General features: G+C 53.7%; 25 protein-coding genes and 1 tRNA gene. 5 read left to right on the top strand and 21 right to left on the bottom strand.

The genetic code is table 11. The features are described 5' to 3' along the window. Nucleotides 1-52: 52 nt before the first annotated feature. Nucleotides 53-532, top strand: a complete 480-nt coding sequence (locus ACWAU0_RS12945; RefSeq protein WP_033155590.1) for a hypothetical protein — start codon at nucleotides 53-55, stop codon at nucleotides 530-532. Nucleotides 533-800: 268 nt separating this feature from the next. Here ACWAU0_RS12945 and ACWAU0_RS12940 read toward each other — a convergent pair whose 3' ends face one another. From ACWAU0_RS12940 to ACWAU0_RS12895, 10 genes are all read right to left on the bottom strand, one after another. Further along, a complete protein-coding gene (locus tag ACWAU0_RS12940) occupies nucleotides 801-1,169 on the bottom strand; it encodes a hypothetical protein (protein ID WP_458136913.1) in 369 nt (122 codons plus the stop codon). A gap of 123 nt (nucleotides 1,170-1,292) precedes the next feature. After that, entirely contained in the window at nucleotides 1,293-1,844 is a 552-nt protein-coding gene (locus tag ACWAU0_RS12935) for a HupE/UreJ family protein (protein WP_458136912.1), read from the bottom strand. A gap of 117 nt (nucleotides 1,845-1,961) precedes the next feature. After that, nucleotides 1,962-4,241 carry a TonB-dependent receptor family protein gene (locus tag ACWAU0_RS12930; protein ID WP_458136911.1) on the bottom strand — a complete coding sequence of 760 codons (2,280 nt, stop codon included), beginning with the start codon at nucleotides 4,239-4,241 and terminating at the stop codon, nucleotides 1,962-1,964. Between the two features lie 131 nt (nucleotides 4,242-4,372). Next, nucleotides 4,373-5,695, bottom strand: a complete 1,323-nt coding sequence (locus tag ACWAU0_RS12925) for a sensor histidine kinase (protein ID WP_458136910.1) — start codon at nucleotides 5,693-5,695, stop codon at nucleotides 4,373-4,375. Further along, nucleotides 5,695-6,360: a response regulator transcription factor gene (locus ACWAU0_RS12920; protein WP_033155593.1), complete on the bottom strand. Its 666-nt coding sequence runs from the start codon at nucleotides 6,358-6,360 to the stop codon at nucleotides 5,695-5,697. The genes ACWAU0_RS12925 and ACWAU0_RS12920 overlap by 1 nt, the downstream gene beginning before the upstream one ends. A gap of 11 nt (nucleotides 6,361-6,371) precedes the next feature. Beyond that, nucleotides 6,372-6,806: a hypothetical protein gene (locus ACWAU0_RS12915; protein WP_458136909.1), complete on the bottom strand. Its 435-nt coding sequence runs from the start codon at nucleotides 6,804-6,806 to the stop codon at nucleotides 6,372-6,374. A 293-nt stretch (nucleotides 6,807-7,099) separates the two neighbouring features. Then, nucleotides 7,100-8,110 carry a class II fructose-bisphosphate aldolase gene (fba, locus tag ACWAU0_RS12910; RefSeq protein ID WP_458136908.1) on the bottom strand — a complete coding sequence of 337 codons (1,011 nt, stop codon included), beginning with the start codon at nucleotides 8,108-8,110 and terminating at the stop codon, nucleotides 7,100-7,102. Between the two features lie 74 nt (nucleotides 8,111-8,184). After that, nucleotides 8,185-9,609, bottom strand: a complete 1,425-nt coding sequence (locus ACWAU0_RS12905) for a sigma-54-dependent transcriptional regulator (RefSeq protein ID WP_458136907.1) — start codon at nucleotides 9,607-9,609, stop codon at nucleotides 8,185-8,187. Beyond that, a complete protein-coding gene (locus ACWAU0_RS12900; RefSeq protein ID WP_458136906.1) occupies nucleotides 9,599-11,671 on the bottom strand; it encodes a DAHL domain-containing protein in 2,073 nt (690 codons plus the stop codon). Before ACWAU0_RS12900 ends, ACWAU0_RS12905 begins: the two co-directional genes overlap by 11 nt. Beyond that, a complete protein-coding gene (locus ACWAU0_RS12895; protein ID WP_523070799.1) occupies nucleotides 11,668-12,633 on the bottom strand; it encodes a cytochrome-c peroxidase in 966 nt (321 codons plus the stop codon). The genes ACWAU0_RS12900 and ACWAU0_RS12895 overlap by 4 nt, the downstream gene beginning before the upstream one ends. 431 nt (nucleotides 12,634-13,064) lie before the next feature. On the opposite strand from ACWAU0_RS12895, the gene ACWAU0_RS12890 reads away from it, so the two are divergent. After that, nucleotides 13,065-13,907, top strand: coding sequence for a PEP-CTERM sorting domain-containing protein (locus ACWAU0_RS12890; protein ID WP_171696144.1), 843 nt, complete (start codon nucleotides 13,065-13,067; stop codon nucleotides 13,905-13,907). Nucleotides 13,908-14,054: 147 nt separating this feature from the next. On the opposite strand, the gene ACWAU0_RS12885 is transcribed toward ACWAU0_RS12890, so the two are convergent. The 7 genes from ACWAU0_RS12885 to hsdR all read right to left on the bottom strand — a co-directional run bounded on the left by ACWAU0_RS12885 (nucleotide 14,055) and on the right by hsdR (nucleotide 21,660). Next, nucleotides 14,055-14,273: a bacteriocin gene (locus ACWAU0_RS12885; RefSeq protein ID WP_458136904.1), complete on the bottom strand. Its 219-nt coding sequence runs from the start codon at nucleotides 14,271-14,273 to the stop codon at nucleotides 14,055-14,057. A 520-nt stretch (nucleotides 14,274-14,793) separates the two neighbouring features. Further along, nucleotides 14,794-16,794: a restriction endonuclease subunit S gene (locus tag ACWAU0_RS12880; RefSeq protein ID WP_523070798.1), complete on the bottom strand. Its 2,001-nt coding sequence runs from the start codon at nucleotides 16,792-16,794 to the stop codon at nucleotides 14,794-14,796. Further along, a complete protein-coding gene (locus tag ACWAU0_RS12875) occupies nucleotides 16,784-17,071 on the bottom strand; it encodes a DUF2442 domain-containing protein (protein ID WP_033155599.1) in 288 nt (95 codons plus the stop codon). The genes ACWAU0_RS12880 and ACWAU0_RS12875 overlap by 11 nt, the downstream gene beginning before the upstream one ends. Nucleotides 17,072-17,075: 4 nt before the next feature. Then, nucleotides 17,076-17,333 (bottom strand): DUF4160 domain-containing protein, encoded by a 258-nt coding sequence (locus ACWAU0_RS12870; protein WP_033155600.1) that lies wholly within the window; start codon nucleotides 17,331-17,333, stop codon nucleotides 17,076-17,078. 83 nt (nucleotides 17,334-17,416) lie between these two features. Beyond that, nucleotides 17,417-17,725, bottom strand: coding sequence for a DUF1016 N-terminal domain-containing protein (locus ACWAU0_RS12865; RefSeq protein ID WP_458136902.1), 309 nt, complete (start codon nucleotides 17,723-17,725; stop codon nucleotides 17,417-17,419). Continuing rightward, nucleotides 17,722-19,194: a type I restriction-modification system subunit M gene (locus tag ACWAU0_RS12860; protein WP_458136901.1), complete on the bottom strand. Its 1,473-nt coding sequence runs from the start codon at nucleotides 19,192-19,194 to the stop codon at nucleotides 17,722-17,724. The genes ACWAU0_RS12865 and ACWAU0_RS12860 overlap by 4 nt, the downstream gene beginning before the upstream one ends. Before the next feature lie 102 nt (nucleotides 19,195-19,296). Then, nucleotides 19,297-21,660 carry an EcoAI/FtnUII family type I restriction enzme subunit R gene (gene hsdR, locus ACWAU0_RS12855; protein WP_458136900.1) on the bottom strand — a complete coding sequence of 788 codons (2,364 nt, stop codon included), beginning with the start codon at nucleotides 21,658-21,660 and terminating at the stop codon, nucleotides 19,297-19,299. A 594-nt stretch (nucleotides 21,661-22,254) separates the two neighbouring features. On the opposite strand from hsdR, the gene ACWAU0_RS12850 reads away from it, so the two are divergent. Continuing rightward, nucleotides 22,255-22,461: a type II toxin-antitoxin system HicA family toxin gene (locus ACWAU0_RS12850; protein ID WP_458136899.1), complete on the top strand. Its 207-nt coding sequence runs from the start codon at nucleotides 22,255-22,257 to the stop codon at nucleotides 22,459-22,461. Then, nucleotides 22,458-22,853, top strand: a complete 396-nt coding sequence (locus ACWAU0_RS12845) for a type II toxin-antitoxin system HicB family antitoxin (protein WP_033155605.1) — start codon at nucleotides 22,458-22,460, stop codon at nucleotides 22,851-22,853. Before ACWAU0_RS12850 ends, ACWAU0_RS12845 begins: the two co-directional genes overlap by 4 nt. 3 nt (nucleotides 22,854-22,856) lie before the next feature. Here ACWAU0_RS12845 and ACWAU0_RS12840 read toward each other — a convergent pair whose 3' ends face one another. After that, nucleotides 22,857-23,351: a tyrosine-type recombinase/integrase gene (locus tag ACWAU0_RS12840; RefSeq protein WP_225893119.1), complete on the bottom strand. Its 495-nt coding sequence runs from the start codon at nucleotides 23,349-23,351 to the stop codon at nucleotides 22,857-22,859. Nucleotides 23,352-23,375: 24 nt separating this feature from the next. Here ACWAU0_RS12840 and ACWAU0_RS12835 point away from each other — a divergent pair, with 24 nt between their 5' ends. After that, nucleotides 23,376-23,696, top strand: a complete 321-nt coding sequence (locus tag ACWAU0_RS12835) for a hypothetical protein (RefSeq protein WP_051669681.1) — start codon at nucleotides 23,376-23,378, stop codon at nucleotides 23,694-23,696. Between the two features lie 117 nt (nucleotides 23,697-23,813). Here ACWAU0_RS12835 and ACWAU0_RS12830 read toward each other — a convergent pair. From ACWAU0_RS12830 to tpiA, 3 genes are all read right to left on the bottom strand, one after another. After that, a tRNA-Leu gene (locus ACWAU0_RS12830) sits at nucleotides 23,814-23,898 on the bottom strand. A gap of 16 nt (nucleotides 23,899-23,914) precedes the next feature. Then, nucleotides 23,915-24,250: a preprotein translocase subunit SecG gene (gene secG, locus ACWAU0_RS12825; RefSeq protein ID WP_445368325.1), complete on the bottom strand. Its 336-nt coding sequence runs from the start codon at nucleotides 24,248-24,250 to the stop codon at nucleotides 23,915-23,917. Nucleotides 24,251-24,337: 87 nt separating this feature from the next. Continuing rightward, nucleotides 24,338-25,084: a triose-phosphate isomerase gene (gene tpiA / locus ACWAU0_RS12820; RefSeq protein ID WP_033155613.1), complete on the bottom strand. Its 747-nt coding sequence runs from the start codon at nucleotides 25,082-25,084 to the stop codon at nucleotides 24,338-24,340. Nucleotides 25,085-25,115: the final 31 nt, after the last annotated feature.

The following is a 25,115-nucleotide window of genomic DNA, read 5'->3' as shown; positions in this document are numbered from 1 at the left end:
ACCGTCGGTAGTCAATACCCTGCTTTCACTCTGTCTTGCAAAGGAACCCCCTATGACACCAATCCGATTTAAATCGACCATACTGGCCGCTTGCGTGTTATCGCTAACCGCCTGTGCCTCCCATCACCACCACGATGAACAGCACGCCGACGCCGGTTTCGTACCAGGCCTGGGTGAAATCATGGCGCAAACCGCCACTCGCCACGCCAAATTATGGTTTGCCGGTCAGGCCGAAAACTGGGCACTGGCGGCCTATGAAATCGACGAACTGCACGAAGGGATGGAAGATGCCGGTAAGTACCACCCCACGCATAAGCAGATCAAACAAGCGATTCCGGAATTGATCGCCCAATATGTCGACCAGCCACTCACAGCGCTGGAACAAGCGATAAACGCCAAAAACAAAGCTGAGTTTATTGCCAATTACGATAAGCTCACCGCTGGTTGCAACGCCTGCCACCAAGCCACCGAATTTGGCTTTAACGTGGTTCAACGCCCCAGTCTCAACCCCTTTGCCAACCAGGCTTTCTAACCAACAGTAAAAGCAAACTTCTGCCGTCGCCGGAGTTGGCACACTCGAATAACAGTGGGAGGTATCGGCGTTTTTGACGTTTATTTTCGTGCCTATCCCGTGCAAAACGACCCGTTATTTCTTGACCGCGCTATTTTTTCCGGCCGCTTAAATTGTCCACGCCGGCCCAGTCGGCAGCGACTTCCGGTATTTTTCTTCCGCGCAAAAAAAAGGGCAGCCCAAGCTGCCCAAACTGCATACATGAAGTATTTGTGTTGTCAAAATGCCATTACTGGAATTTTGTCAGACCGGCAAAGCCTTCTCTGGCTTCTTTAAGTTCTTGTTCTGCTGCAGCAAAATCGGACTTTTTAGCCAATTCTCTGGCTTTTTTCAATTTCAAAACTACTTTGTCGCGTTCGAATTCGAATTTATAGTTGGCGCTAAGTTCGCTGGCGCTTTGCGACGCTTCCTTGATCAACGTGGCTATTTTTGTCGAATCAGCGGACGGAATCGCATCCAAAGCGGCTTGCATATGCGCATCCACTTCTTTCAACACCTCTGGCACAGTTTTATGGGCTTCTTTTGCATACGTTGCACCGGAAAAGCCCAGAATCGAAACCAGCAGAGTTGATGCGATAAAAATTTTCTTTAATGTCATGTGTTTCCTCTTAGTTAAAATGAAATGTAACGGGTAAAGCAAATTGTCCTGATCTGAGATTAAACGCTACTGAGCGGGCGACTCCTTTGGTTGAAATTATTTTCGAGTGCTTGGCGTGGCTATTTATTGAGGCATCCGGCCAGCCAGCTTAGCCAATGACATCAAGATACCCAGGTTTACGGCAACGCCGATTGCCAATAGACTTGAAGTCGCCAAAGCGAAGCCGGCCGTATAGCCAAGCGCTTCAACATCCAGCCAAATAGCCAAAGCGTGCACATAACCGTGAAACACCGCGACGGCAGCAATCAGCAGCAACGAAAAAACCCAGTGCAATTTGCGTCCCGACGCCAACAGCAAACCCAAAACCAGCACGCTCGCATACATCAGCGTTTCAGCGTGGGCAATCTCCAACGGGATCAGGGTCAAGCCGCCGCCCAGCAAAAGCATGGACAGGAACAACAGCGCCAGCCATAAAACCGATTTGCCGCTAGCTGTTCGGCATATCCACATACCCACCGCCAACATCGTCAGAATATGATCCGAACTGGAAAAAGGGTGGAATAGGCCGCTGAGGAAACCGATAGTATCGCCGGTCCAATGGAACGGGTGCGCCTGCGCAGCTGGCATGATCGCCAGCATTACAACTAAAAACCGTCGTAATAATTGTTGCTTCATGCTTCTGTCTCCGATAGCGGCAAGGTTGAGGAATTTTTATAGAAACGCCTCCATCGTAGCAGAAATAAGATGAATTAAAAATATTTCATAACCAAATTAAAATAAAAACCCTGCCTATCAAAACTCGTACTTAAACCCTGCCTGAACCAGACGCGGCATGCCGGACTGGATGCCACGCACCCGGTCGGTGATGTAGGTGTTGTCCAGCATGTTTTTCAGCGACACGAACAGGGTCAAGTCCTTGCGCAACTTGTAGGAGCTGGCGAAGTTGACCACCACGTAGTCGTTGATTTTGCCGTAGCTACCGCCCAAAGCCGCGCTGCTGGTCGGGCCGTTAGGATGGTCGGCGCCGCTGTCCAGATTCAGAAAATCGGCGTATTGCTCGCTGACGAAGGCTGCTTCCAAGTGGGCATCGAAACCGGTCGGATGCGAGTAGCCCAAGGTCGCGGTCAACAGGCTTTCCGGCGCATACGGCGCGCGCTTGCCGGGCGCGGAACCGAATACATTGCCGCCGGGGCAACTCGCCGGATAGGCGCCGCTGGACAGCGGCACACAGCGGAAGGCTTCGGTGGTCTCGGCGGTCGGCAGCCACATGTAGGCAATCTGCGCATACGGGTTGTGGGTCCAGTTGAATACATCGCCGAAATCGGCTCGTGCCATCAATTCGATACCTTCATACAAGGCCTTGCCTTGCGCCACCGGCACCGTGCCGCCGCCAACCGTACCCAGTACGGTTAAAGAATCGAAGTCGTTGTGGAAATAGGTCAGCTCGGTTTTGACGCCGCGCACCGGTCTGGCCCGGACGCCGAACTCGGTATTCCAACTGATCTCGGCGCCGACTTCGGCCGAGCCGCCGGTATCGTTGTAAACCGCGTCCTCCACTCGGGGCGGCGCGAAACCGCGGTGAATGCCGAAAAACAGCTCGGCGCTATCGATGGGTACATAAGTCATCGCGAACGACGGCAGGATTTCGGTCAGGCTGCTTTGGCCTTGCGTGCCGTTCAGCAAATTCTTGCGTTCATAGCTGACCGATTCGACGCGCACGCCCGGCGTGAAGGTCCAATCGTTCCAGATGAATTTGTTCTGCACAAAACCGGAATAGGCGTCGGCAAAGCGTTCGTTATTCTCGGTCAGTTGACCGTAATTGCCGCCGTTGGGATTGCTGGCGTCGCGTGCATCCGCGGTACTGCCGCGAACAAAGCGGCGATACTGATTCTCGAAATGCGCGCGGAAACCGGCATCCAATTGGCTTTCGATGCCGAACAAATCGTGTTTGGCATGCAAGGTCGGCGCCACGCCCCAGGTTTCGTAGTTACGCAAGCGGCCGGAATTGTAGTTGCACAGATCCATATCGATCGGAACACCGTTTTCCCGGTCTTGCACATATGTCGGAATGCCGCGGGAGACGCACTGGTTCTCGGTCGGAAATTCGTTTTGCTGCCGCCACCAGTTGCGCTCGTACGCCGACCAGTAAAAACTGGTTTCCAACGTCACGTCGTTATTAAAGCTGTGCTCGTAGGTGGCCGAGGTTGACCAGCGGTCGTTGGTAAAATTGGCGTTTTTGTCCGGATTGTAACGCGCGCCGAGATTGCGGTATTCGGCGTCGGTCAAACCGAAGGCCGCGCCTTGTTCGTCCTGGTGGTAGAAATCGCCGCGCAGCGTCAAGCGATTACGGGCGTCGAAGTCGATGATGCTTTTCAGATTGGCATCGTCCACCACGGCAAAGGTATTGTCGCGATTTTCCATGCCTTCCTTGTGGATGTAATCGACTACACCGCCGATGGCATCCAGGCCTTGCACGTTCTTGGCCATGCCACCGTAACGGGCGTGGCCGTTCAGGTAATCGCGGTTGCCACCGGTAAAGCTGACGAAACCGCCGGGCGCGGTCGGTACCTTGGGTGTCAAGTAATTGATCGCACCGTTGATGGTTTGCGGGCCGAATTGCGTCAAATCGGCACCCTTGTAAATCTCGATGCCGTCGTAGCGTTCGATCGGCGGATGGTAGTAGATGTCGTTGTCGCCGTAGGGCGCGAAGTTGAATGGGATTCCGTCTTCCAGGAACAACACCTTGGTGGAGCGGAACGGGTTTTGGCCGCGAAAGGCGATGTTCGGCCGCAGACCAAAGCCTTCCTCGTCGCGCACATAGACGCCGGGCGCCTTGCGCAAGGCTTCGTTGACGGTAAAGACTTGGTCGCGCTCCAAGGTTTGCTTGTCGATCACCGAGGTGGAACCGGAAAAGGTCGCGGCTTTCTCGACGCTTTCTTCGACTTCGACGCTAGTCAGCGTGTCGACGGCATTCTCGGCTGAAGGCGAATGGGCTTCGGGTTCGGCCGCCGCCACGCTCCCGGCCATCACACCCGCTAGCAAAGCCGGCAATAATCCATGTTGTTTGGGCATATGATTCACTTCGGATTGAATATTGATTAACAACGCATCCAAGCCCCGGCAGGCCGAAACTGAATACCGGGGCGCAATGTAACCAAGCCAACTGAATCGAAACTGAAAATCCCGGCGCTTTAAATCCGGTTTTAGCGATGCAACGGCAAACTCACCGTTACCAAAAAGCCGCCCAGAACCTTACTGCGGCCAAAATATATTGCGCCATGGTAGGTGTTGACGATGTCCGACACGATACCAAGACCCAGGCCATGGCCCTGCACCGACTCATCTAAGCGCCGGCCGCGTTGGGTCAGGTAGGCCAGATCTTCGTTTTGGCAACCGGGGCCGTCGTCGGCGACCCGAATCACTACCCCGCCTTCCAGCGCCAATTCGACATCAATCCGCTGCTTCGCCCATTTGCAGGCGTTATCCAGCAGATTGCCGAGGACTTCCATCAAGTCCTCCCGGTCGAAATGCAGCAGTTGTTTGGGTGCGGTGACTTGAATATCCAGCGGCTTGTCGGCGTAAATGGCGCGCAGAGTCTTTTTCAGGGCGATGATTTCGCTATGCGGGTTGAAAGCCGGCGCCGCCTGCTGGTCGCCGGCGATCCGCGCCCGTTTTAATTCGCGTTCGATGCAATGGCGGATAGCCTGGCTTTGCTCATCCAGGCGCGAACGCAAGTCAGGCCGGCCATCGAAATGCGGGTCTTCGCCGGTTCTTAGCAATAGCGCCATCGGCGATTTCAGCGCGTGCGCCAGATTGCCCATCGCGGTGCGCGACTGTTGCAAGCGGCGGACGACCAATTCCAGCAAATGGTTAATTTCCTCGACCAGCGGCAGGACTTCGGCCGGCACCTCGCTGCCGATATGTTGCCTGCCGCCGCCGGCGACCTGCTCCAATTCGGCACGCACCAAAACCAAAGGATGCAGCGCGCGCTGGATGTCCCAGCGCAGCAGGCCGATGGCGCTGAACAATATCAGCAAGGTCAAACCCAAATAGGCCAAACGAATGGCGGTGATGTCGTGGTCGACCGCCGACAGGTCTTCCGCCACGCTGATGTTGATGCGATGGCCGAAACGGACCGCGCCCAAGGTCAAGACCAACAGCGGCGTTTTCTCGGGCCCGGCCGCATGGTACAGCATCGATTGCTCCGGCCCGACGGCCTCGACCGCCAGCGGAAAATCCAGCAAGGAAGGCGACGGGTAAGCCAGGGCATCGACTTTGACCAGATAATAATGCCCGGACAGCCGGCGGTTGTAGACCGAACTGATATGGAAGCTATTGAAAGTGACTTGCTCGGCGTCGCTGTAGGCCAGGGAGTCCAGCAACGAGTAGCCGTCATCGGCCAGGCGGTTGGCCATTTGCTTTTCGGCGGCGCTGCGGATGATCCAGTCGGCAGCGATCCAGTGCAGAATGAATATCGCCCCCAGCACCGCGATCAGGCCGCGGCCCAGGCGCTTGCGTAAGGACATCACGGCTTGAGACCGAACAGATAGCCCTGGCCCCGCCGAGTATGAATCAAATCGGTGCCGACGATCTTGCGCAGACGTTTGACGTAGACTTCCAGCACGTTGCTGTCGGGTTCGGCCGATTCGCTGTAAACATGTTCGCCCAGTTGCGCCTTACTCAACACCTTGCCGGCATTCAACATGAAGTAGCGCAATAGCCTGAATTCGATGGCGGTTAGTGGTTGAGCTTCGCCGCCGTCAATCAGGGCGGTTTGTTCGTCTTCGTCCAGTTCGACGCCGAACAGTCTTAGTTTGGCTTGGTTGAAATGGTGCACTCGCTTCAACACCGCCTGCAAGCGGGCTAGCAATTCTTGAGGGTGGAAGGGCTTGCAGACATAGTCGTCGGCGCCGGCCTTGAAGCCGTCGACTTTTTCGTACCAGGCGTCGCGGGCGGTCAAGACAATCACCGGCATGTGGTTGCCGGCGGCGCGCCAGCATTTCAGTACTTCCAGTCCGGCCAGCTTGGGCAGGCCCAAGTCGAGAATCGCGGCATCGTAGGGCTCAGTCGCCCCCAGGAACTCGCCCTGCGCACCGTCGGTTGCGGTATCGACGACGTAGCCGGCGCCGCGCAAATCAGCCGCCAGCGGCAAAGCAAAGGCCGGATCGTCCTCGACCAGTAGCAGACGCATAAATGCGTGAGTTACATCGCGTGCATTTTGTAGTCGACGCGGGGGTAATCCTTTTTGTCGCGCGGATCGGCGCTGTCGGCGGTTTCTTGAGCGTTGCGTTGTTGCGCAGACTTAGCAATCATCTGCTCCCAATTCTCGTAACGGGCATATTCCTTGTCGCCTGCCGCTTTACGCTTCGTAAAATTTTCCTTGCCCAGATCGATCAACTCTTTTGAAGTCTTACCGTCGATGAGTTGCAAGAACTCATCGTTATTCTTGATTTGCTCGCGCAATAACCAATAGGAAACCTCAAACGGCATACGTTCGGCTTCCGGTAAATGTTCTTTGATGTAAAAAACCGACTTTTGCGCAGTCTGTAAACTCCGGGCATTGATCTGATTCGCCTTGCTGCAAGCACCCATCAAACATACCAGCGATGCAATTAACACAATAGCCAAAACTCTCACATTTCCTCCTAGTGACTACGCTGTAGCCCGTTCCCGTTCTCACGGACAAAAAATAAAGGACTCACTTTCGGACAAACCTAATCGGGCGCGAATTGTAGCATTATTAAGATAATTATTTTTTTAGTCTTACATCGAATAAAAATAGCGGGGTTAAGGTGGGATTTCTGTCGGAACTGCCCAGTCGGGCTTTACGGGATTGCCAACGACAACCCCGCAGGATAGGTAAGTATGACGCTCAAGGGTCAGAAAATCATAGGCAACTTTGCGAAAAATCCGCTCGGCGTTTACCTATCTCAACAATAGCTTTTCGCCATCTGGCTTAATGGCACCGCTTTAATCTTGCCGGCATGTCCAGCCGAACCGAATGCTTCGTAACGCGCCTGGCAAAGCGCCTGCATCGCATCTCTGGCGGCTTGGTAAATCTTGCGAGCATCCAATTCCGCGGCATGTTCCGGTTGGGCGACAAAGCGGCGAATCGCGCCGGTGGAGGCCATGCGCAAGTCGGTATCGATATTGACTTTGCGTACCCCGTATTTAATGCCTTCCACAATTTCCGCCACCGGCACGCCATAGGTTTCCGGAATATCGCCGCCGTGTTCGTTGATGACTTGCAGCCAGTCTTGCGGCACCGAACTGGAGCCGTGCATCACAAAATGCATATTCGGCAGACGCTGTTGCAAGGTTTTTAAGCGGCTGATTACCAACACTTCACCCGTCGGCGGCTTGCTAAATTTATACGCGCCATGACTGGTGCCTATGGCCACCGCCAACGCATCGATTTGGGTTTGCTTGACAAATTCCACCGCCTCGTCGGGGTCGGTCAGCAAGCGGCTGTGATCCGCATCTTGCTGATTTTCCAACGAACCCAGGCAACCGATCTCCCCTTCCACCGACACGCCGCAGGCATGCGCCATGTTCACCACGCGGCGGGTCACCTCGACGTTATAGGCAAAAGACGCCGGGGTTTTCATATCTTCCAGCAACGAACCGTCCATCATCACCGAACTAAATCCCGATTGAATAGCTTGGGCGCAAATGTCCGGCGATGGCGCGTGGTCGCGGTGCATCACCACCGGAATATGCGGATATTGCTCGACGGCGGCCAAGATCAAATGCCGCAGAAATACCTCGCCGGCATAGCGATTAGCGCCAGCAGAACCTTGCATGATTACCGGGCTGTCACAAGCATCGGCGGCCTGCATGATGGCCTGCACTTGCTCCATGTTGCTGATGTTGAAAGCCGGCACGGCAAAGCTGTGTTCGGCGGCATAATCCAAAAGTTGTCGTAAAGATATTAAAGCCACGCTTGGCTCTCCTTGGCGTTGTTTTATTAAGTTTTATCGGCTGATACGCCGGCCCGGACAAGTAGTTCTTGGACTCAGAAGCTCTCCGCGTCGCGGCGAATCAGCCGCTTGTTTAAAGCCTGCCGACTAATGCCCAGCAGGCCGGCGGCAACACCCTGATTGCCTTGGGCGCGTTGTAAAGCTTCGGCAATCAGTGACTCTTCGGCTTCCTTCAGAGTCGGCAAGCGCTCCGGGAAATTGCCGGACGATGCCAGATTCGCACTTGCCAAATCCCCTTCGCCAGAGCTTGGCATGTGCTCAGCAATAGCGTCTTTGAAGCTCTGCAAGGACAGTACCCCGCCCCGGCTACGAGCCACCGCATCGAAGGCCATGCCTTCGAGCTCGCGGATATTGCCGGGGAACGAGTAATTATGCAACCACTGAAACAACGCCGGCGGCACGCTGGGTGCAGGCTTGCCCAGGCTGTCGGCGGCTTTCTCCACAAAATGCAGCGTCAGTTGCGGCAGGTCTTCCCGGCGTTCGCGGAGCGGCGGCAGTTGGATATGATGGGTCCGCAAGCGAAAATATAAATCCTTGCGAAAACTGCCGAGTTCGACTTGCCGTCTGACATCGCAATGGGTCGCCACAATGATGCGCGCCCTGCTCTGCCGGGGCCGATCCGCACCTATCGGATAAAACGAACCATCCTGCAATAAACGCAACAATTTGACTTGCGAAGCGATGCTAAGGTCGCCGATTTCATCCAGAAACAACGTGCCCTCGCCGGAACTGGCCAGCAATCCGTCACGGGCCCGTTCCGCGCCGGTGAACGAGCCTTTGGCATGGCCGAACAACGTATCGGAAAACAAGGTATCGTCCAGGCCGGCGACATTGACCGCCACCAAATCACCCGCGCGCCCGGACAAGCGGTGCAAGGCACGGGCAATCAACTCTTTGCCGGCCCCGGTTTCGCCGGTGATCAACACCGGTTGCGGGGAGGCGGCAATAGCTTCGATGTAGCGGAAGATAGCAAACATGGCCGGGCTTTGCGTGACGATGTCGGCAAATGCGCTGGGCTCATGGGGGCTGTTGGTCAGCATCCGCTCTTTCAGCGACAAAAATTCCGCGCGCAACACCCGGCTTTCCACGGCCCGCCGCACCGCTGCCACCAGACAGCTATGCTCGACCGGCTTGAGTAAATAATCGCTGGCGCCGCTGCGCATGCACTCTACAGCAATCTGCAAATCGTTGGTGGCGGTCATCATGATCACCGGGATTTCCGGATACTCGGCGGCTATCTGCTCCAATAACGCCTTGCCGGACAGATGCGGCATGGTCAAATCCAGCACAATGACGCCGATGGGCCGGCTTGCCAGCAACGGCAATACCGCTCGGCTGTCGTCCAGCGTCAGCACCTCGGCAAAGCCGGCACTACGCAACACCAGACTAGCGCTGTGCAGCAATTGCGCTTCGTCGTCCACCAACAAGATAGGCAGCTTGCCCAGGTCTTTACATTGCATGATTGTCTGCCATCGCCGGCCCCGGATTGACCTGAAAAATAACCCGCGCACAGGTGCCTTGCCCCGGCTCGGATGAAAAACTTAAGCTACCACCCTGGGCGCGCAGCAATGAAGCGCTGATCGCCAAACCCAAGCCGGTGCCGCCATTAGCCTGTTTCGTGGTAAAGAACGGGTCGCAGAGTTGTTGGATATGTTCGGCGGCGATGCCGATGCCTTCATCTCGAACTTCCACACCCAACTGCCGGCCGTCATTCAAAAGTTTGGTGGTAACGCTAACAGATTTCTCCGGGTCCGGAAGCGCTTCCAAGGCATTAATCAACAGATTGACCAGCACCTGTTCCACCTGCTGCGGATTGCCGCGCAGCTCCGGCAAGCCCTCGGCAAAATCGGTTTTGAAATGCCGGGTTTTTTGGTCTATCAGATGCTTCAGTAAACCTAACGCCCGCTCCACCACCTCGTTAATCGCAAAAGATACCGGAGCCTCGCTGCTGGGCGGGCGGGCATAGTTTTTCAGTTCGGCGACAATACGTTCGATGCGTTTGGCGCCATCCCTGACATCGCGGATCAACACCGCCGCACTACCGCGCATTTCGCTGTAAGGCAAACCGCCCAAGGAAAATTCGCCGGCCGCTTGATAACGCTCTTCCAACACCTCCAGCGCATCGCTCCAAATATCGGCAAGTAAACCTGAATTAAACAAAATCAGTTGATTGGGGTTATTGATTTCATGCGCGACGCCGGACACCAAAGTACCCAAGGCAGTCATTTTGTTGGCCTGAATCAGTTGCAACTCTTGCTGGCGAGCCACCTGTTCCAGTTGCTTGCGCACGCTAATGTCGCGGATGATCGCGGTCGAATAGCGCTCGGCGCCGCGCGTCCAACGGGATAGCGACAACTCCACCGGAAACACACTGTTGTTCTGCCTTAACGCTTTCAATTCCCGCATCGGGCTATTGCGTCGATTTTCGCCTTGTGCTTCCTTAATTTGTGCGAAAAGGTCCTGCGCCGGGTGTGCCAGCAACTGCTGAAACGGCTGACCCAGCATCTGCTCTGCCGGAAAGCCAAACATCAGCTGTGCGCCCTGGTTCCAGGACACGATATTGCCTTGCATGTCCACGGAGACAATCGCTTCATGCGCCGAGTCGGTAATGGCGCGCAGTCTGGCTTCACTTTCCCGCAACCAGGATTCGGCTTGCAAGCGTTCGTTGGTTTCTTGTTGCAAATTGGCATGGGCCTTTCGCAAAGCCAGCGTGTTTGCCCTGAGCAGGACAAATTGATACAGCAAATACGCCAATAAGACGACGGCGACTAAATACAACGCCAAACGATAGATTTCGGCTTGTTGCTCCACGCTGCCGCTGTACTGGCGCAGGGCTTGTTGCAAATCATCAAGCCGGCTGACGATAGGCTGGGCGATGATCTGCCGCAAGAGCGTATCCACCTTCGGCGATACGTCAATGATCAGCCGGCCGTGGGCGATCAGCACCCGATAGTCGTCCGACTGCGCGGCCAGTCCGGCCAGCCGATCAAGCTCCTGCTGAATTTCCACGGCCAATTCCGGCTGCGGACTGTCCATGAAACTGAACATCAAGCGCCATAAATTGCCCAGCTTGGCGGCATCACCGGGCTTCGCAGCAGCGCGCAAAGTTTTGCCTATTTCGTCGAAGGACATCACCGAATTGCGCAACAAGGCGTTATCGGATTTTAAGTATTCGATCTGCCCCAAGCGTTCCTGCACTGTTGCCGTTAGCTGATCAGCCAATGTACCCATGAGCCTCTCCGCTTCAGCATTCGCCGGTTGCAATTCGGTTTGCAAACTCTGCGATAACCGCAGCAACTCCTGGCCGGCTTGGGTGAGGGCATCGTAGTTAGCCAGCAAGCCGGCGCGGGCCAGCAAAATATCGCGCATCAGTTCCGCATCGCGCAATTCGATGATACGCAACGTACTTTGCAGGCGGTTACGCCGCTCCAGTTCCGGGCTGGCGCTTTGCAGCCAGAGATAGGTCAGGGCCAGCAACAGACCGGCGACGATCAACCTGGGCCGCCAAGAAATCGCGGTCATGGCTTGGCTGCTTGGCTAGCAACCAAAGCCTTGCCGGCGTATTCCCCGGTCAATGTCTTTAGAAATTTGACGATAGCATCGCGCTGCTTCGCCGCCAGCCGCTTACCCAATTGATGCTCGGCCATCGTATCCACCGCCGCTTCCAGGGTAGCGGCGCGGCCATCGTGAAAATACGGCGCGGTGACGGCCACATTGCGCAGGCTTGGCACCCGAAACACGCCGCGGTCTCTGTCGTTGCCGGTGACGCTGTAACGGCCCTCGTCCACCGGCTCTTGCGGCCCTTGCGGTGCGCCGAATACGCCGAACTTCTGAAATAGATTGCCGCCGATATTGACGCCCTGATGGCAGGCCACGCAGCCCAAGGCCTTGAACAAATGAAAGCCTTCCTGTTCGTCAGTATCAAGTGCCGCGGTTTCACCGCGTAGAAAGCGGTCGAAGCGGGCATTGGGCGTGATCAAACTACGTTCGAAATGGCTCAAGGCGTCTACCACATTGGCTTTGGTCAAGCCGTCGGGGTAGATTCGGCTAAACGCATCGACATAATCCGACACCGCGCGCAAACGCTCGATCAACTCCGGCCACTTGGCGTTCATGATTTTCGGATTCAGCATGACTTTTTCGGTGTGGGCTTCCAGTGTGGTGACTACCCCATCCCAATTAAAAAAGTAGTTGAACGAGACATTGAACAAACTGGGAGTATTGCGCAGCCGCGACACCCCGTCCGCCGCTTCGGCGCGGACCTTGCCGTCCATGCCGCCGCTGTCTAGGGGATGACAACTGGCGCAAGAGCGCTGGCCTTGGTCGGAGAGTTTAGGATCATGAAATAAGCGTTGGCCCAACACCACGCGCGGGGCATCTAAAGCCACCGTGAGCGGTAAGGGCGCCAGCGGTTCCGGGGTTTGCGCCCGCGCGGCCATCGTTAAGGCCATCCCCATGCCAACCGCTAAAAAAAGCCCAGCCATACTTTTCTGCGTCATGTTTACGTGTGTCAAAGCGTGGTTTACGAATCCGGTCTTCATTCTATCCTCGATTGAAATCAGGGTAAGGCTAAATTTCGTACTGGATCAACGGCCTTTTCTTTGATTATCACGCTACATTTAAGCTTTCCGTTACCCCCCTGAGACAAAAGTTGCTGAATAAGCCACTCTGTTAACCGCCCTCCGCCGCTTAATGACCGGCATCGCAGCGCTTTCCAGCACCTTTGCTGCAACTTTCGTCGCACCCACCCGCCGGCACAAACAAGGAAAAACCAAATCCTAACTAAATGATTTTAAACATATATTTATAAAAAACTTTCTTGGCACGCTACTCGCATTGTTAGAGACAGAAGCTGCCAGCAGTTTCTTTATCCGAGACCAATTCTCAGCACTTTAACCCTTTTAGGAGTACCGACATGCAAAGCAAATTAATCCCCCTTTTGGCCGTTTCCACCTTGTTCGCCGCCAACGCCGACGCCGCAGCCTTCTCGTTCAGCACGGGCGGCCCGGATTACCGCATCGCCACCGGCGCGCAAGCCGGCGGCACCAGCCGGGAAATAGAATCAGCGGACGACTTTGTATTAACGCAACACACCCAATTAAACCAAGCCACGTTCACCGGTTTGCTCGCCAACGGCGCCACGCTGAGTGACATCGCCAATGTGAATGTGGAAATCTACCGGGTATTTGGTAAGGATTCCGTAAACCCGCCCTCCGGCCGCGTGCCTACCCGCGTCAACTCGCCTTCGGATGTGGCGTTTTTGGGCCGCGAATCGGCTGACAACTCCTTGAGCTACAGCGTCACATTACTAAACAGCAACGCCTTGGCCGGCAACTCGGTAATCAACGGCATTCATCCGCTGCCCAACCAAACCACCGGCGGCGAAGGCGCTGTTTCCGGACAGGAAGTCAGATTTGACATTAATTTTAACGACGCCATCTCCTTGGCAGCCGACCATTACTTTTTCGTGCCGCAGGTGGAATTGAAAAACGGCAATTTCCTCTGGTTGTCTGCCGCCAAACCCATCGTCGGTGGCAGCGGCCCGTTCACGCCGGATTTGCAATCCTGGATACGCGACGGCAACCTGGACCCGGACTGGCTGAGAATCGGCACCGACATCGTCGGCGGCACCACGTTTAACCAAGCCTTCTCGGTATCCGGCGTTGCCGCCGTACCGCTGCCCGCTGCCACCTGGCTGTTTCTAAGCGGCATCCTGGGCGTTATGGGCTTGGGTAAACGCAAACAAGCCAGCGTTTAAATCGTCCTGCACTCCTCTCCTACCTGCCATGCCGTTAGTAAGCAAGTTGTTGGCGGCATGGTTTTTTTAGGCCGGTAACTCAGCCTTTATTTACTTGCCGCCACGTAAAAAAGCCGGCACGGGGCCGGCTCTTCTAAGCTTAAGCGCTTACTGCGCGAAAAAACTGATTTCAGCGGGTGGCAACGGTTGCGGATTCAAACTGACCATGGATAGCTTGCTGACCGCGCCACTAAACAAGTCGGGCAGCGGACCAGGTTTTGGCCCTTTCCAGAAACCTGGGTAAGGCGTTCCGCACCAACCGCCGGCTACCTGTTGCAGTTCTTCCGTATTCAGAACCCTAAAATTTTGATTTACTTGCGTGTTCATTTGACTGGCTCCTTTGAAATATCAATAAATTCCCACCGCTAAAAAGGTGGTTCCAAACCGCGACTTGAACCGATCCGCCTTTAAGCGAAGCGCTCATCCGCATGCCGTTTTGGGCACACCAATTCAAATCGCTGATGCTCTTGGCCAGCTCCTCCCTTGTTGGCCGGAGCCAAATAGCAATGCCTATTGCCATCTGACCGGCGACGACCACTGATCGGTCGGGTCGCAAACCCTTGCTGTTTGCCGGCATAAGCACTTTACAAGCCGCCCGCCCCTACATCTGTGGCGAATTACCGGCAGCCGGAGGCAATAATCCACAGCTTCAGCAATAACGCGCCTTTATGTTTTGTTGGGGAATACGGCATGGTTCATGAGCAGCGCGCCGGGTGCCTTGTACACCGGCCACATCGGCTGCGCCCAGCACAGGCCGGCTCAGCGGACGATATAGCGACGGCCCATGGGTATAAACGCTCTGAAAAATGACTGAAGGCGGCTTTCTATTCAGGCGGTGAGCAATACATCACGACATGATGGCCCGCTCAACCATCCCATCCGCCAGCTTTTGCTGCAACTGATTAGCGGCGACGAGACGGGCTTTAAGTTGGTCGCAGAGGGCCATCAGTTCTTCGACTTTGGCGACTATGCGGTGTTGTTCTCGCAGTGGTGGAACTGCAATCACACAGCTCTTCAACTGCGTCATATTGATAGATGCGAGATTAGTAGTTTGTTTTGAAGCTGCTTGAAAATATGCTTTTGCTATCGAATTCATATACATCTCAATCCATAAGCTAGATAGATCTTTCGTTAATCGACGCATTCTGAAAATATGATTTTGATGAAGACAACTCTCTATTTCAGAATTCCAAATAGCTGTCCTTCCAACCTTATCCCAGTCACCACCCTCCGTTACGAGCAAATCGTCCTTGAGCAGTTGATACCGTCCTAGTTCAGATTGACGTATTTCTAAAGTTTTGATGCTATCAAGCACCAAATGACCTCTTTGAACATTTGCCACGCGCAAATAGGGCAGTTCAACCAAATCTACACCAGTTATTTTTCTACCGAGTGTCACTCCGCCATTTATGTCGAGAGCAACACCAAGTCTCAGCCATTCCCATTCCGCTGGTAATTCATACGGCTTTTCATCTTCAGCAATCGGCGGCAGAGGTTTATCTTTTTTTATCTTCCCTTCCGCAATCAACTTAGCTTTTTCAGCCTGAATCCGTTTAAGCAACTCGCTGGCCGGTTCGTCGTTTGGGTCTTGCGGTACCAGTTTGCCCATTACCGCCAGTTGCAGCAGGGTTTGCTTGAGGGCGTCGATGCTGGCTTCGGTGGTGAACAAGGTGTCGAAATGCGCGGCGATGCGCTGCCAGTTTTCGGCAAAAGATTCCGTTCGTACTGAGTCATGAGCCTGTCGAATGATCGAAGCATGAGCGGCATCTTTTGCTAATGGTCCTTCTACAAGCTCAGGACGAACGTTTGTGGAAGTGAGCGTGCCGAGCAAATGGCTGACCAGTTTTTCGTGGGCTTCAGCGGCGTTATTGTGCTGGCTTTCCAGTTGGTCACACAGCGCCATCAACTCATCGACTTTGGCGACGATGCGGTGTTGTTCGGCGACGGGTGGCAATGGAAATGGATGTGAAATAACTGTAGAGGTATTTAATTCAATTTGATTGGTCGTTCCCGAGGCGGCACTTTCTATCTTGGACTGGACGGAAGGACTTTGAATCCATCGCCATAAAAAAACACTCAAAAAGGAGATCGGTCTGATTACCGTCACATGAGAATCTGCAACGAGAATTTGCTTATGTTCCAACTCAGGGATAACACATGCGCGCCCGATAGTGCCTGTTCCGGTGGAATTCCATAAAACATCTCCCTCGCAAAGCATCCTTATAGCTTCGTATTTATGTATCGAGTCTGAATCGATAAATCGTGCTTGGGAAAGATCAAGCCCAGTCCACCTAACGCATTTTTGGGATATAACCGAATAGTCAGATTTACCGGTATAAACAGGACCTTTGCCGCGTTGAATGTAAGAACAAACTTCACCAAGCCTCACCCACTCCCACCCTTGCGGCAATTCAAACGGCTGCTGTTCATCAGAAATCCCCCCCGGCCCCCCTTTTGCAAAGGGGGGAGGATTTGAAGTTGACGTTGATGTCGTTGCTGTGACTGCCGTTGAATTTGATCCCCCTCTTTGCAAAAGGGGGGTTAGGGGGGATTTGCTGTTCTTGATCTTGCCTTCCGCAATCAACTTGGCCTTTTCCGCCTTTATCCGTTTCAGCAATTCACTGGCCGGCTCGTCGTTAGCATCTTGCGGCACCAGTTTGCCGCGCACGGCCAGTTCCAAAATCAGCTCGCGCAGTTTCTTGATGCCATAGACACTGGCCGCCGTGCCGGCCCCACGGCCCCGGCCTGACTTTTTAACGGTGTCGGCAGCGGTCCAGAGATCCAGGTGTTCGGTCAACAGTTGCTGAATGGCGCTCATACCTTTAAATATCCGCAAATCAGCCTGCATAGCCCCATGCTTTGAATTGCAGTTGAAGGTGAGGGTCATCCTTAAAGGCCTGGAAGTAAACGAATTCCGGAGCCAGATCTAAGCCATTCGGCCAGCTAATGGTGTCCAGTTCTTCATCCACTCTGAGTTTGGCAAACTCGGTTTTGTCTTGCAGCACCTTAAATACGCCAGCAGTGAGCGCAGAGGAGAGATCGGCCACGCCGGATTTGCCGTCATTGAACGTGACAGCGACCTTGTATTCGTCGAGATATTTAGCTTCATTAATATGCAGGAACATGGCGTTACTCCAAGGGTTCTATGGGTTTAGGTAATTGCGATTTGCGGCATAGCTCCCAGTCTTCCAACAATTCCGCCTGATGCAATTCATACCAATCCAATACGTGGCGCAAAGCGCGGCGTGGGAATTGGCCTTCTACTACGCCAGTATGAATGTTGACGGTAATTTCGTAATCGCCATATTTGGCGTGAAAGTGCGGTGGAGCATGGTCATTCCAGAACATGGAGATGACGACCCCCAGAAATCGACTAATGATCGGCATGGCTAATCTCGCTTTCCTGTAAATGCGGCAGTATGCATACCGGCATTTTCCAATATAGCCCGGTCGCGTTGCAATTCGGGTTGTCATTCTCTCCATGCCGTGGAGAGAATTGGGAATTCAAGATAAAACTGACGGAAATTCCAAAGATTTTGCGGTGAAAACCCCTTGCCGTATTCGGCGCTCAGTTTGTCTGATAATTGTTTTAGCGTTTGCTTGCCATATTCCGCACGGTGCGCACCGCCTTGTTCGTCGTCGATAATCAAGCGACCGATGTGCCAATAACTTTGCACCATGAGATCGTTGACAGTATGGCGTAGTTGTTGATGGGCGTGGTCGATGACCTGCCGGACTTGATCAAATAAAGGCTGAATATTCACCGGTGTATTCATCATGCCCTCCTGTCCGCTAACGCTTGTGCCAGTATATTTTTCAATTGCCCGCGCAAGGCGGCAATGTCGGCTTGCATGGTTTGGTATTGGGCCAGCAGTTGTTCGGGGTCGTGGATTTCCTGCTCGCCGACATGCGGGTTTTTGCAATCCAGGTTGTAGTTGCGGGCCTGGATGTCTGCCAGGCTGACTTGCCAGGCTTGCGGGTTTTCCACGCGCTGACTGAAACCATCCGCTTCACTGCCCCACCAGGCGGCCTCCGCCGCAAACTCTTCGATCTTCATCGGCTTGGTTTTGTTGTAGCTTTTGACGCCGGGCGGATAGGGGTGTTCGTAAAACCAGATGTTTTGGGTGGGCGTGCCTTTGCTGAAAAACAGCAAATTGGTTTTGATGCCGGTGTACGGCGCAAACACGCCGTTGGGCAGGCGGACGATGGTGTGCAGGTTGCATTCTGCCAGCAGTTTTTCCTTGATACGGGTTTTGATGCCTTCGCCAAACAGAAAACCGTCCGGCAATACCAGGGCGGCGCGGCCACCGGCTTTAAGCAGTTGCATGATCAGCACTAAAAACAGGTCGGCGGTTTCGCGAGTGCGGAAGCTGGCCGGAAAATTGGTTTCGATACCGTCTTCTTCCATGCCGCCAAACGGCGGGTTGGTGACGATGACATCGACACGGTCTTTGGGCGTCCAGCTGATGAGCGGCCTGGCCAGGGTGTTGTCGTGGCGGATATTGCTGGGGACATCCATGCCGTGCAGGATCATGTTGGTGGTGCAGAGCAAATGCGGCAGCGGCTTTTTCTCGATACCGAAGATGCTGGCTTGCAGTTGGGCTTCGTCATCGACGGTTTTCACGTCCTGTTTGCGGATGTGTTCGATGGCGCAGGACAGAAACCCGCCGGTGCCGCAGGCCGGGTCCATGACTTTTTCACCCAGGCGCGGGTTGACCATGCGCACCATGAACTCGGTGACGGCGCGCGGGGTGTAAAATTCGCCGGCATTGCCTGCGGACTGCAAATCGCGCAGCAATTGCTCGTACATATCGCCGAACAAATGCCGTTCCTGGGCTTTGTTGAAATCGACGCCTTCCTGAATTTTGTTGATGACTTGCCGGATCAGCTGGCCGGATTTCATGTAGTTGTAGGCGTCTTCAAACACCGAACGGATGACGTAGGCGCGCTGGTCGCCGCCCTTGGCCGGCAGTTGCTGCAAGGAGGGGAACAGCTCGTTATCCAGGAACGATTTCAGCGCATCGCCGGTCATGCCTTCGGCATTGGCCGCCCAGTTACGCCAGCGGTACGGCTCCGGCAACGGCGATTGATAGTTGTCTTGCAATATCTCCCATTCGGTTTCGCGGTCGTCAAAGATTTTTAAAAACAACATCCACACCAATTGACTGAGGCGCTGGGCGTCGCCATCGACACCCACATCTTTGCGCATGATGTCTTGGATGGATTTAATGGTGGCGGAAATGCTCATAAATGGGGGCTTATCATGTTTGTTAAGAGTGATATGCAAAGGGTGGGTGGGCAAGTTTTTCTGCCCACGCGAATCGACTACAAAAATTATAAAAGCCGGAGTTTACGCATACAGATGGGCTTCTAATTCTTGCAGCGCGGCCAGGTAGGCGGGCTTGCCGCCAAAGGCCGAGACCAGTTCACTGGCGGAACCCATGTTTTTGAACGGGTCCAGGGTGAGGATTTTGATGTCTTCAATGTTTTCTATGCCGGTGTCGGCGTATTTTTCCAACAGGGTTTCCAGTATCTGGCGCGCCTGCTCGCCGTATTTGGCAAAGTAGTTGCGCTTTTTGACTTGCTCGGCGCGCTCGCGACGAGTGAGCGGCGGTTGGTCAAAGGCGACGTGGCAGATGAGATCGAAGGCGTCGAAATCCTTACCCACTTCATCAGCCAGCGGCTCCAGCAACAGGCCGTGCTGTTCCAGCTCTTGCAGGATGGCGGCTTTGCGTTCGGCTTTGGTCCAGCGGCGCAGGAAATCATCGAGCGAGGCATAATCCTTGCGCACGGTGGAGCGCGTGTAATCCTTGAGCGATTCGGTGATCAGTTTGCCTTCCGGACCGTAATACTGAACCCGTTCGGCAATCACATAGACGCTGACATCGCCGAGCACGTATTTTACTCGTCCGCGCGGTTCGTCGCCGCCCTCGCCTGCTGTGGTATCGCCGGTATTTTCGGTAGTTTCTGAATCGGGATGATCGGTTTCAGCGCCGGGATTATCGTCCGGTGGGACGGGGGAAGCATCGCCTTCGGGCGCGTAAATCATCACCGGCTCGCCATCGAAATCCTGGTCGGCAAATAGCTCGGTGGCTTTTTTGAAGTCCATGATGGTGAACCAATATTTGTCGTAATCCTCGTTGATGCGGGTGCCGCGACCGATGATCTGCTTGAACTCGGTCATCGATTTAATATGTTGATCCAGCACCACCAGTTTGCATGTTTGCGCATCCACGCCGGTCGTCATCAGTTTGGAGGTGGTGGCGATGACCGGGTAACGCTGTTCGGGGTTGATGAAGTTATCCAGTTCGGCCTTGCCTTCGAGTTCATCGCCGGTAATGCGCATGACGTATTTGCGGCTTTCCTTGACCCGCTCCGGGTTCAGGTTAACCAAGGCTTGGCGCATGCGTTCGGCGTGGTCGATGTCATCGCAAAACACGATGGTTTTGGCGTAAGGATCGGTGGCAGTCAGAAATTCGGTGATTTTCTTGGCGACCAGTTCAGTGCGTTTTTCCAGTACCAGGATGCGATCCATATCGATCTGGTTATACACCCGATCTTCTATCAGTTGGCCATTTTTGTCGGTTTGACCTTTGCTGGGTCGCCAACCTTGCAGATCTTTGTCGATGTCGATGCGCACCACTTTGTAGGGCGCCAAAAAGCCATCTTCGATACCTTGTTTGAGGCTGTAGGTATAAACCGGTTCGCCGAAGTAAAAAATACTGGATACGTCTTTGGTTTCTTTGGGCGTGGCGGTTAAGCCGATATGGGTAGCCGAGGAAAAATAGGCCAGAATGTCGCGCCAGGCCGAGTCTTCTGCGGCGCTGCCACGATGGCATTCGTCGATGACAATCAAATCGAAAAAGTCGGGAGAGAATTGTTTGTAGATATTTTGCTCTTCTTCGCTGCCGGTGACGGCTTGATATAGAGACAGGTAAATCTCGTAACTTTTATCGACCTGCCTCTTGCTGATTTTGGTCATCGCCGCGGCAAACGGTTTGAAGTCGTTGTTTTTGGTTTGATCCACCAAGATATTACGGTCGGCTAAAAACAGGATGCGCTTTTTCGCGCCGGACTTCCATAGGCGCCAGATGATCTGGAATGCGGTGTAGGTTTTACCGGTGCCGGTCGCCATCACCAGCAAGATGCGCTGCTGTTGTTTTGCTACCGCTTCAACCGTGCGGTTGATGGCATTGGCTTGATAATAACGCGGCGAGCGACCGGTGCCGTCATCGTAGTACGGCATTTCCACAGTGTGACGAGCGGCGTCTGTCTCCAAACCTTTCCATCGGCAATAACGCTGCCACAGTTCGGCCGGCGACGGGAATGCGTCCAGCGCCAGCCATTGCTCAGTCTTGTCGGACAAGCCGGTGCGGTCATGCATCAGAAAGCCGTCGCCATTGGAACTGAATACGAACGGCACGCTGAGAGTTTCGGCATAGTGCAGCGCTTGCTGCATACCTGCACCCACGCTGAGGCTGTTGACCTTGGCCTCGATGACGGCCAGCGGCATATTCGCTTGATGGTAGAGGATGTAATCCGCGCGTTTTTGTTCACCGCGCGTATGCAGTTTGCCGCGCACGATAATGCGGCCTTTGGTGAAACCGACTTCTTCCCGAATCTGGCTGAGCAAATCCCAGCCGGCGGCCGTTAGGGCCGGCGTGATAAATTTGCTGCAGATGTCACGTTCGCTGAGGTTTTTTTTGTTATTCATTTCCGGGAAAAATCCTTGTAAACCTTTGAATAAGTCCTGACTCGCCGCTGATGAAAACATCCCTGTAACTAAAACTACAACCTCAAGTTTGGCTTAGTCTGAAGCGCTGAATATTATCTTAAAATCCCTACGACGTGCTGTGTGTGGCTGCGCGCTAGAGGCAGTGGCAAAGCATAGGCTATTCACATGGAAACAATCAACGGTTTTGCCAAGCCACGCAATTGCCTTCATCGCTCGCTTGGACGACTCTAACTTCGGCATTCTAAATTCACGCTTTCACGAATTATGGGCTTTAGAGCAACTGCGAGGTGCGATTAGCGCATTATCCACTGCTAAAAAGCTCGCTGTGTAGTATGGCCTTTGTGAAAACCCGGCAGAAAGTCTTGGTGGCCGCAAATTGGAAGATGATTTCAATGTGCTGCACGATATCGATACGTTTGATCCGTTTCTTGAGTCAATATGCGATGACTTACAGCCCGCCATGTAATCCGGCGGCCCTTTGAAATCGAGTGACTTAGAAATCGATGATTAGTGATTCATTACATCCCAAGAAGATTCCAATACCAAAGGGAGCGCCGACTTGTCAGCCACCCCATGGTGGTTATAATACACACCATGAATAGCAGGCAACTAATCAAGCTACTTGAAGATGATGGGTGGACGCTGCGTAGCGTTAAAGGCAGTCATCACATCTTTGTTCACCCGGTTAAGCCGGGGCATTTGACGGTGCCGCATCCAAAGAGCGATTTAGGCAAAGGGTTGGTAAACAAGCTGTTAAAACAAGCGGAGTTGAAGGTATGAGATTTTTTGTTGCGATAGAACCAGGTGATGAGGATCATGCTTTTGGCGTAGTGGTGCCCGATTTGCCGGGTTGCTTTTCGGCAGGCGACACCCTGGACGAGGCATTCGAAAACGCGAAAGAAGCCATTGATCTATGGTGCGAAACAGTTATCGAAGATGGTGCAATGATTCCACCCGGCAAAACGCTAGCGGAACACCAAGCAAACCCAGAATTTGCCGGATGGGTGTGGTCTATCGTAGAAGTGCCGGTAGAACGGTATTTAGGCCCAGCCGAGAAGATCAATATTACATTGCCTAAGCTGTTGCTGACTCGTATTGACGAATACGCCAAAGCTCATGGCGCTACCCGTTCCGGGTTCTTGGCTCAAGCCGCGCGGCAGGCGATGCGCTAAGTCTTACCCTTGTTTTCTGAACAGTATTACTTGAGTGCCGGCCTTCAAGCCATCGAGGTAATCAGCCCAGCTCTGCATCATCCGCCGCCGCTCTTCGAGGTATTGCGCTCGATTATAGGGGGCCCTTACCTGGTCACGTGGAGCGTGAGCCAATTGTCGTTCAATAGCATCGGGTGACCAACCTTGTTCATTTAGCAGGGTTGATGCCGTGGTTCTGAAGCCGTGTGCTGTCATTACGTCTGAATCATAACCTAACGATTTATGTGCTGTTCTGATAGTGTTATCCGACATTCGCCGTCCATCGCCCCGACTTGACGGAAAGACATACTGGCCGCCACCCGTGAGCGGTTGGACGGCTTCCAGTATGTCAATAGCTTGGTTTGATAGCGGCACGATATGATGAAAGTCTGTTTTAGACACATAGGGCCGCCATTCCCGCGCCACTAGGTCAACATCAGCCCAAAGCATTTGTCGGATTTCGCCGGGCCGTTGAAACATTAGAGGCGAAAGCCTGAATGCCGATTGAACTACAAAGGTGCCCTGATAGTTGCTTATATCCCTGAGCAATTGCGCTACAAGTTTTGGGTCGATGATTGCAGCTCGGTGTTCAACCCTTTGCGCAGGCATCTGTTTGGCGACGGATTGCGCCGGGTCGTAGTCGGTAAAGTTGTGGACAATCGCATAAGCAAAGATCGAACTGATTTCAGCGTGGAACCGGTGGGCCGTTTCAAGCTGCCGTTTATCAACATCGGCTTTAGCACTGCCAATATTTCAGACGATTTGACTTCCTTGATTGGCTTATTCCTTAACCGCCATTTTGTTACCTTTTTTCAGGCACTATAGGCTCGGTAGCAAAAAAGTAATATTTTTAGTTGTATATGTCGCTGGACAATAAAAAACCCGCGAGCCCAGAAGATTCGCGGGTTTTTGCACTTCTTTGCACTTGCGTGCATCTTCAAATGGTACCGACGGGCGGACTTGAACCGCCACGACTTGCGTCACCACCCCCTCAAGATGGCGTGTCTACCAATTTCACCACGTCGGCTTTAATTGTTGCTAACTTATTTTGCCGCTGGCTTTTCGACTTCTTTGATAGCCGGCGCTGCAGGCAAAGTCGCATCCTGGATCGGCAAGCTGCCGTCTGCCGGCATGCCTTGCGTTAATGGTACATCAGACTTAACGGGTTCAGCAGCAGGTGTCGAATCCAATATGACGTCGGTTTTTTTACCTTGATAGCCACTTAACACGGCCAGGCCTAAGCTGGTAATAAAAAACAAGGTGGCGAAAATAGCGGTGGTTCTGGACAAAAATGAGGCAGAACCTTGCGCGCCGAATACCGAACCGGATGCGCCGCCGCCAAAAGTCGCGCCGGCATCCGCGCCTTTTCCTTGTTGCATCAGGACCAAGCCAACGATGCCTATACCCAGGAAGATGTGAATAATTATTATAATTTGGTACAACATAAAGACCTTAATCGGATGAGACTAAACCGAATGGCAAATCTGCAGGAAGCCTTTTGCATCCAGCGATGCGCCACCCACCAAACCACCATCAATGTCAGGCATCGCAAACAAGCCTTTTGCGTTATCTGGCTTGACGCTTCCGCCGTATAAAATTTGTACTTTTTCCGCGATTACCGGATTTCTATCGGCAATCCGTTGGCGAATGTACTTGTGTACTTCTTGCGCTTGCTCGTCGGTCGCCACTTTACCGGTGCCGATAGCCCAAACAGGTTCGTAAGCAATCACGGCGGTTTCGAACGCTTCGATGCCTGCGGCGGCAATCACGGCGTCCAGTTGCTCGTCAACAACTCGGAAGGTTCTGTCTTGTTCACGCTCTTCCAGTGTTTCGCCCACGCAAAGTACCGGGACGACACCTTTGCTCAAGGCTTGGCAAAAACGTCTGGCAACCGACTCGTTGGTGTCGCCGTAGTAGCTGCGACGCTCGGAGTGACCAACCAATGCATATTTGCAGCCGACTTCGCTCAGCATTGCTGCTGATACTTCGCCGGTATAAGCACCGGATGCTTGGTCGGCAACATTTTGCGCGCCCAATGCGATGGGGGATGCCGCCAATACGCTACGAATATCTGACAAATAGACGAATGGAACACAAACCGCTACTTCTTGCTGAACATTACCAAGACCGTCAGCTAAAGCTTGAGCAAGTTTTTGCCCATCTTCCCGAGAGCCGTTCATTTTCCAGTTACCCATAATCAAAGACCGACGCATTACATCCTCCGAGCTAAATAAGACCGCATAT

Source organism: Methylomonas sp. Uni0009 (assembly GCF_054188105.3).
This window is presented reverse-complemented; position numbering and strand designations above follow the sequence as displayed.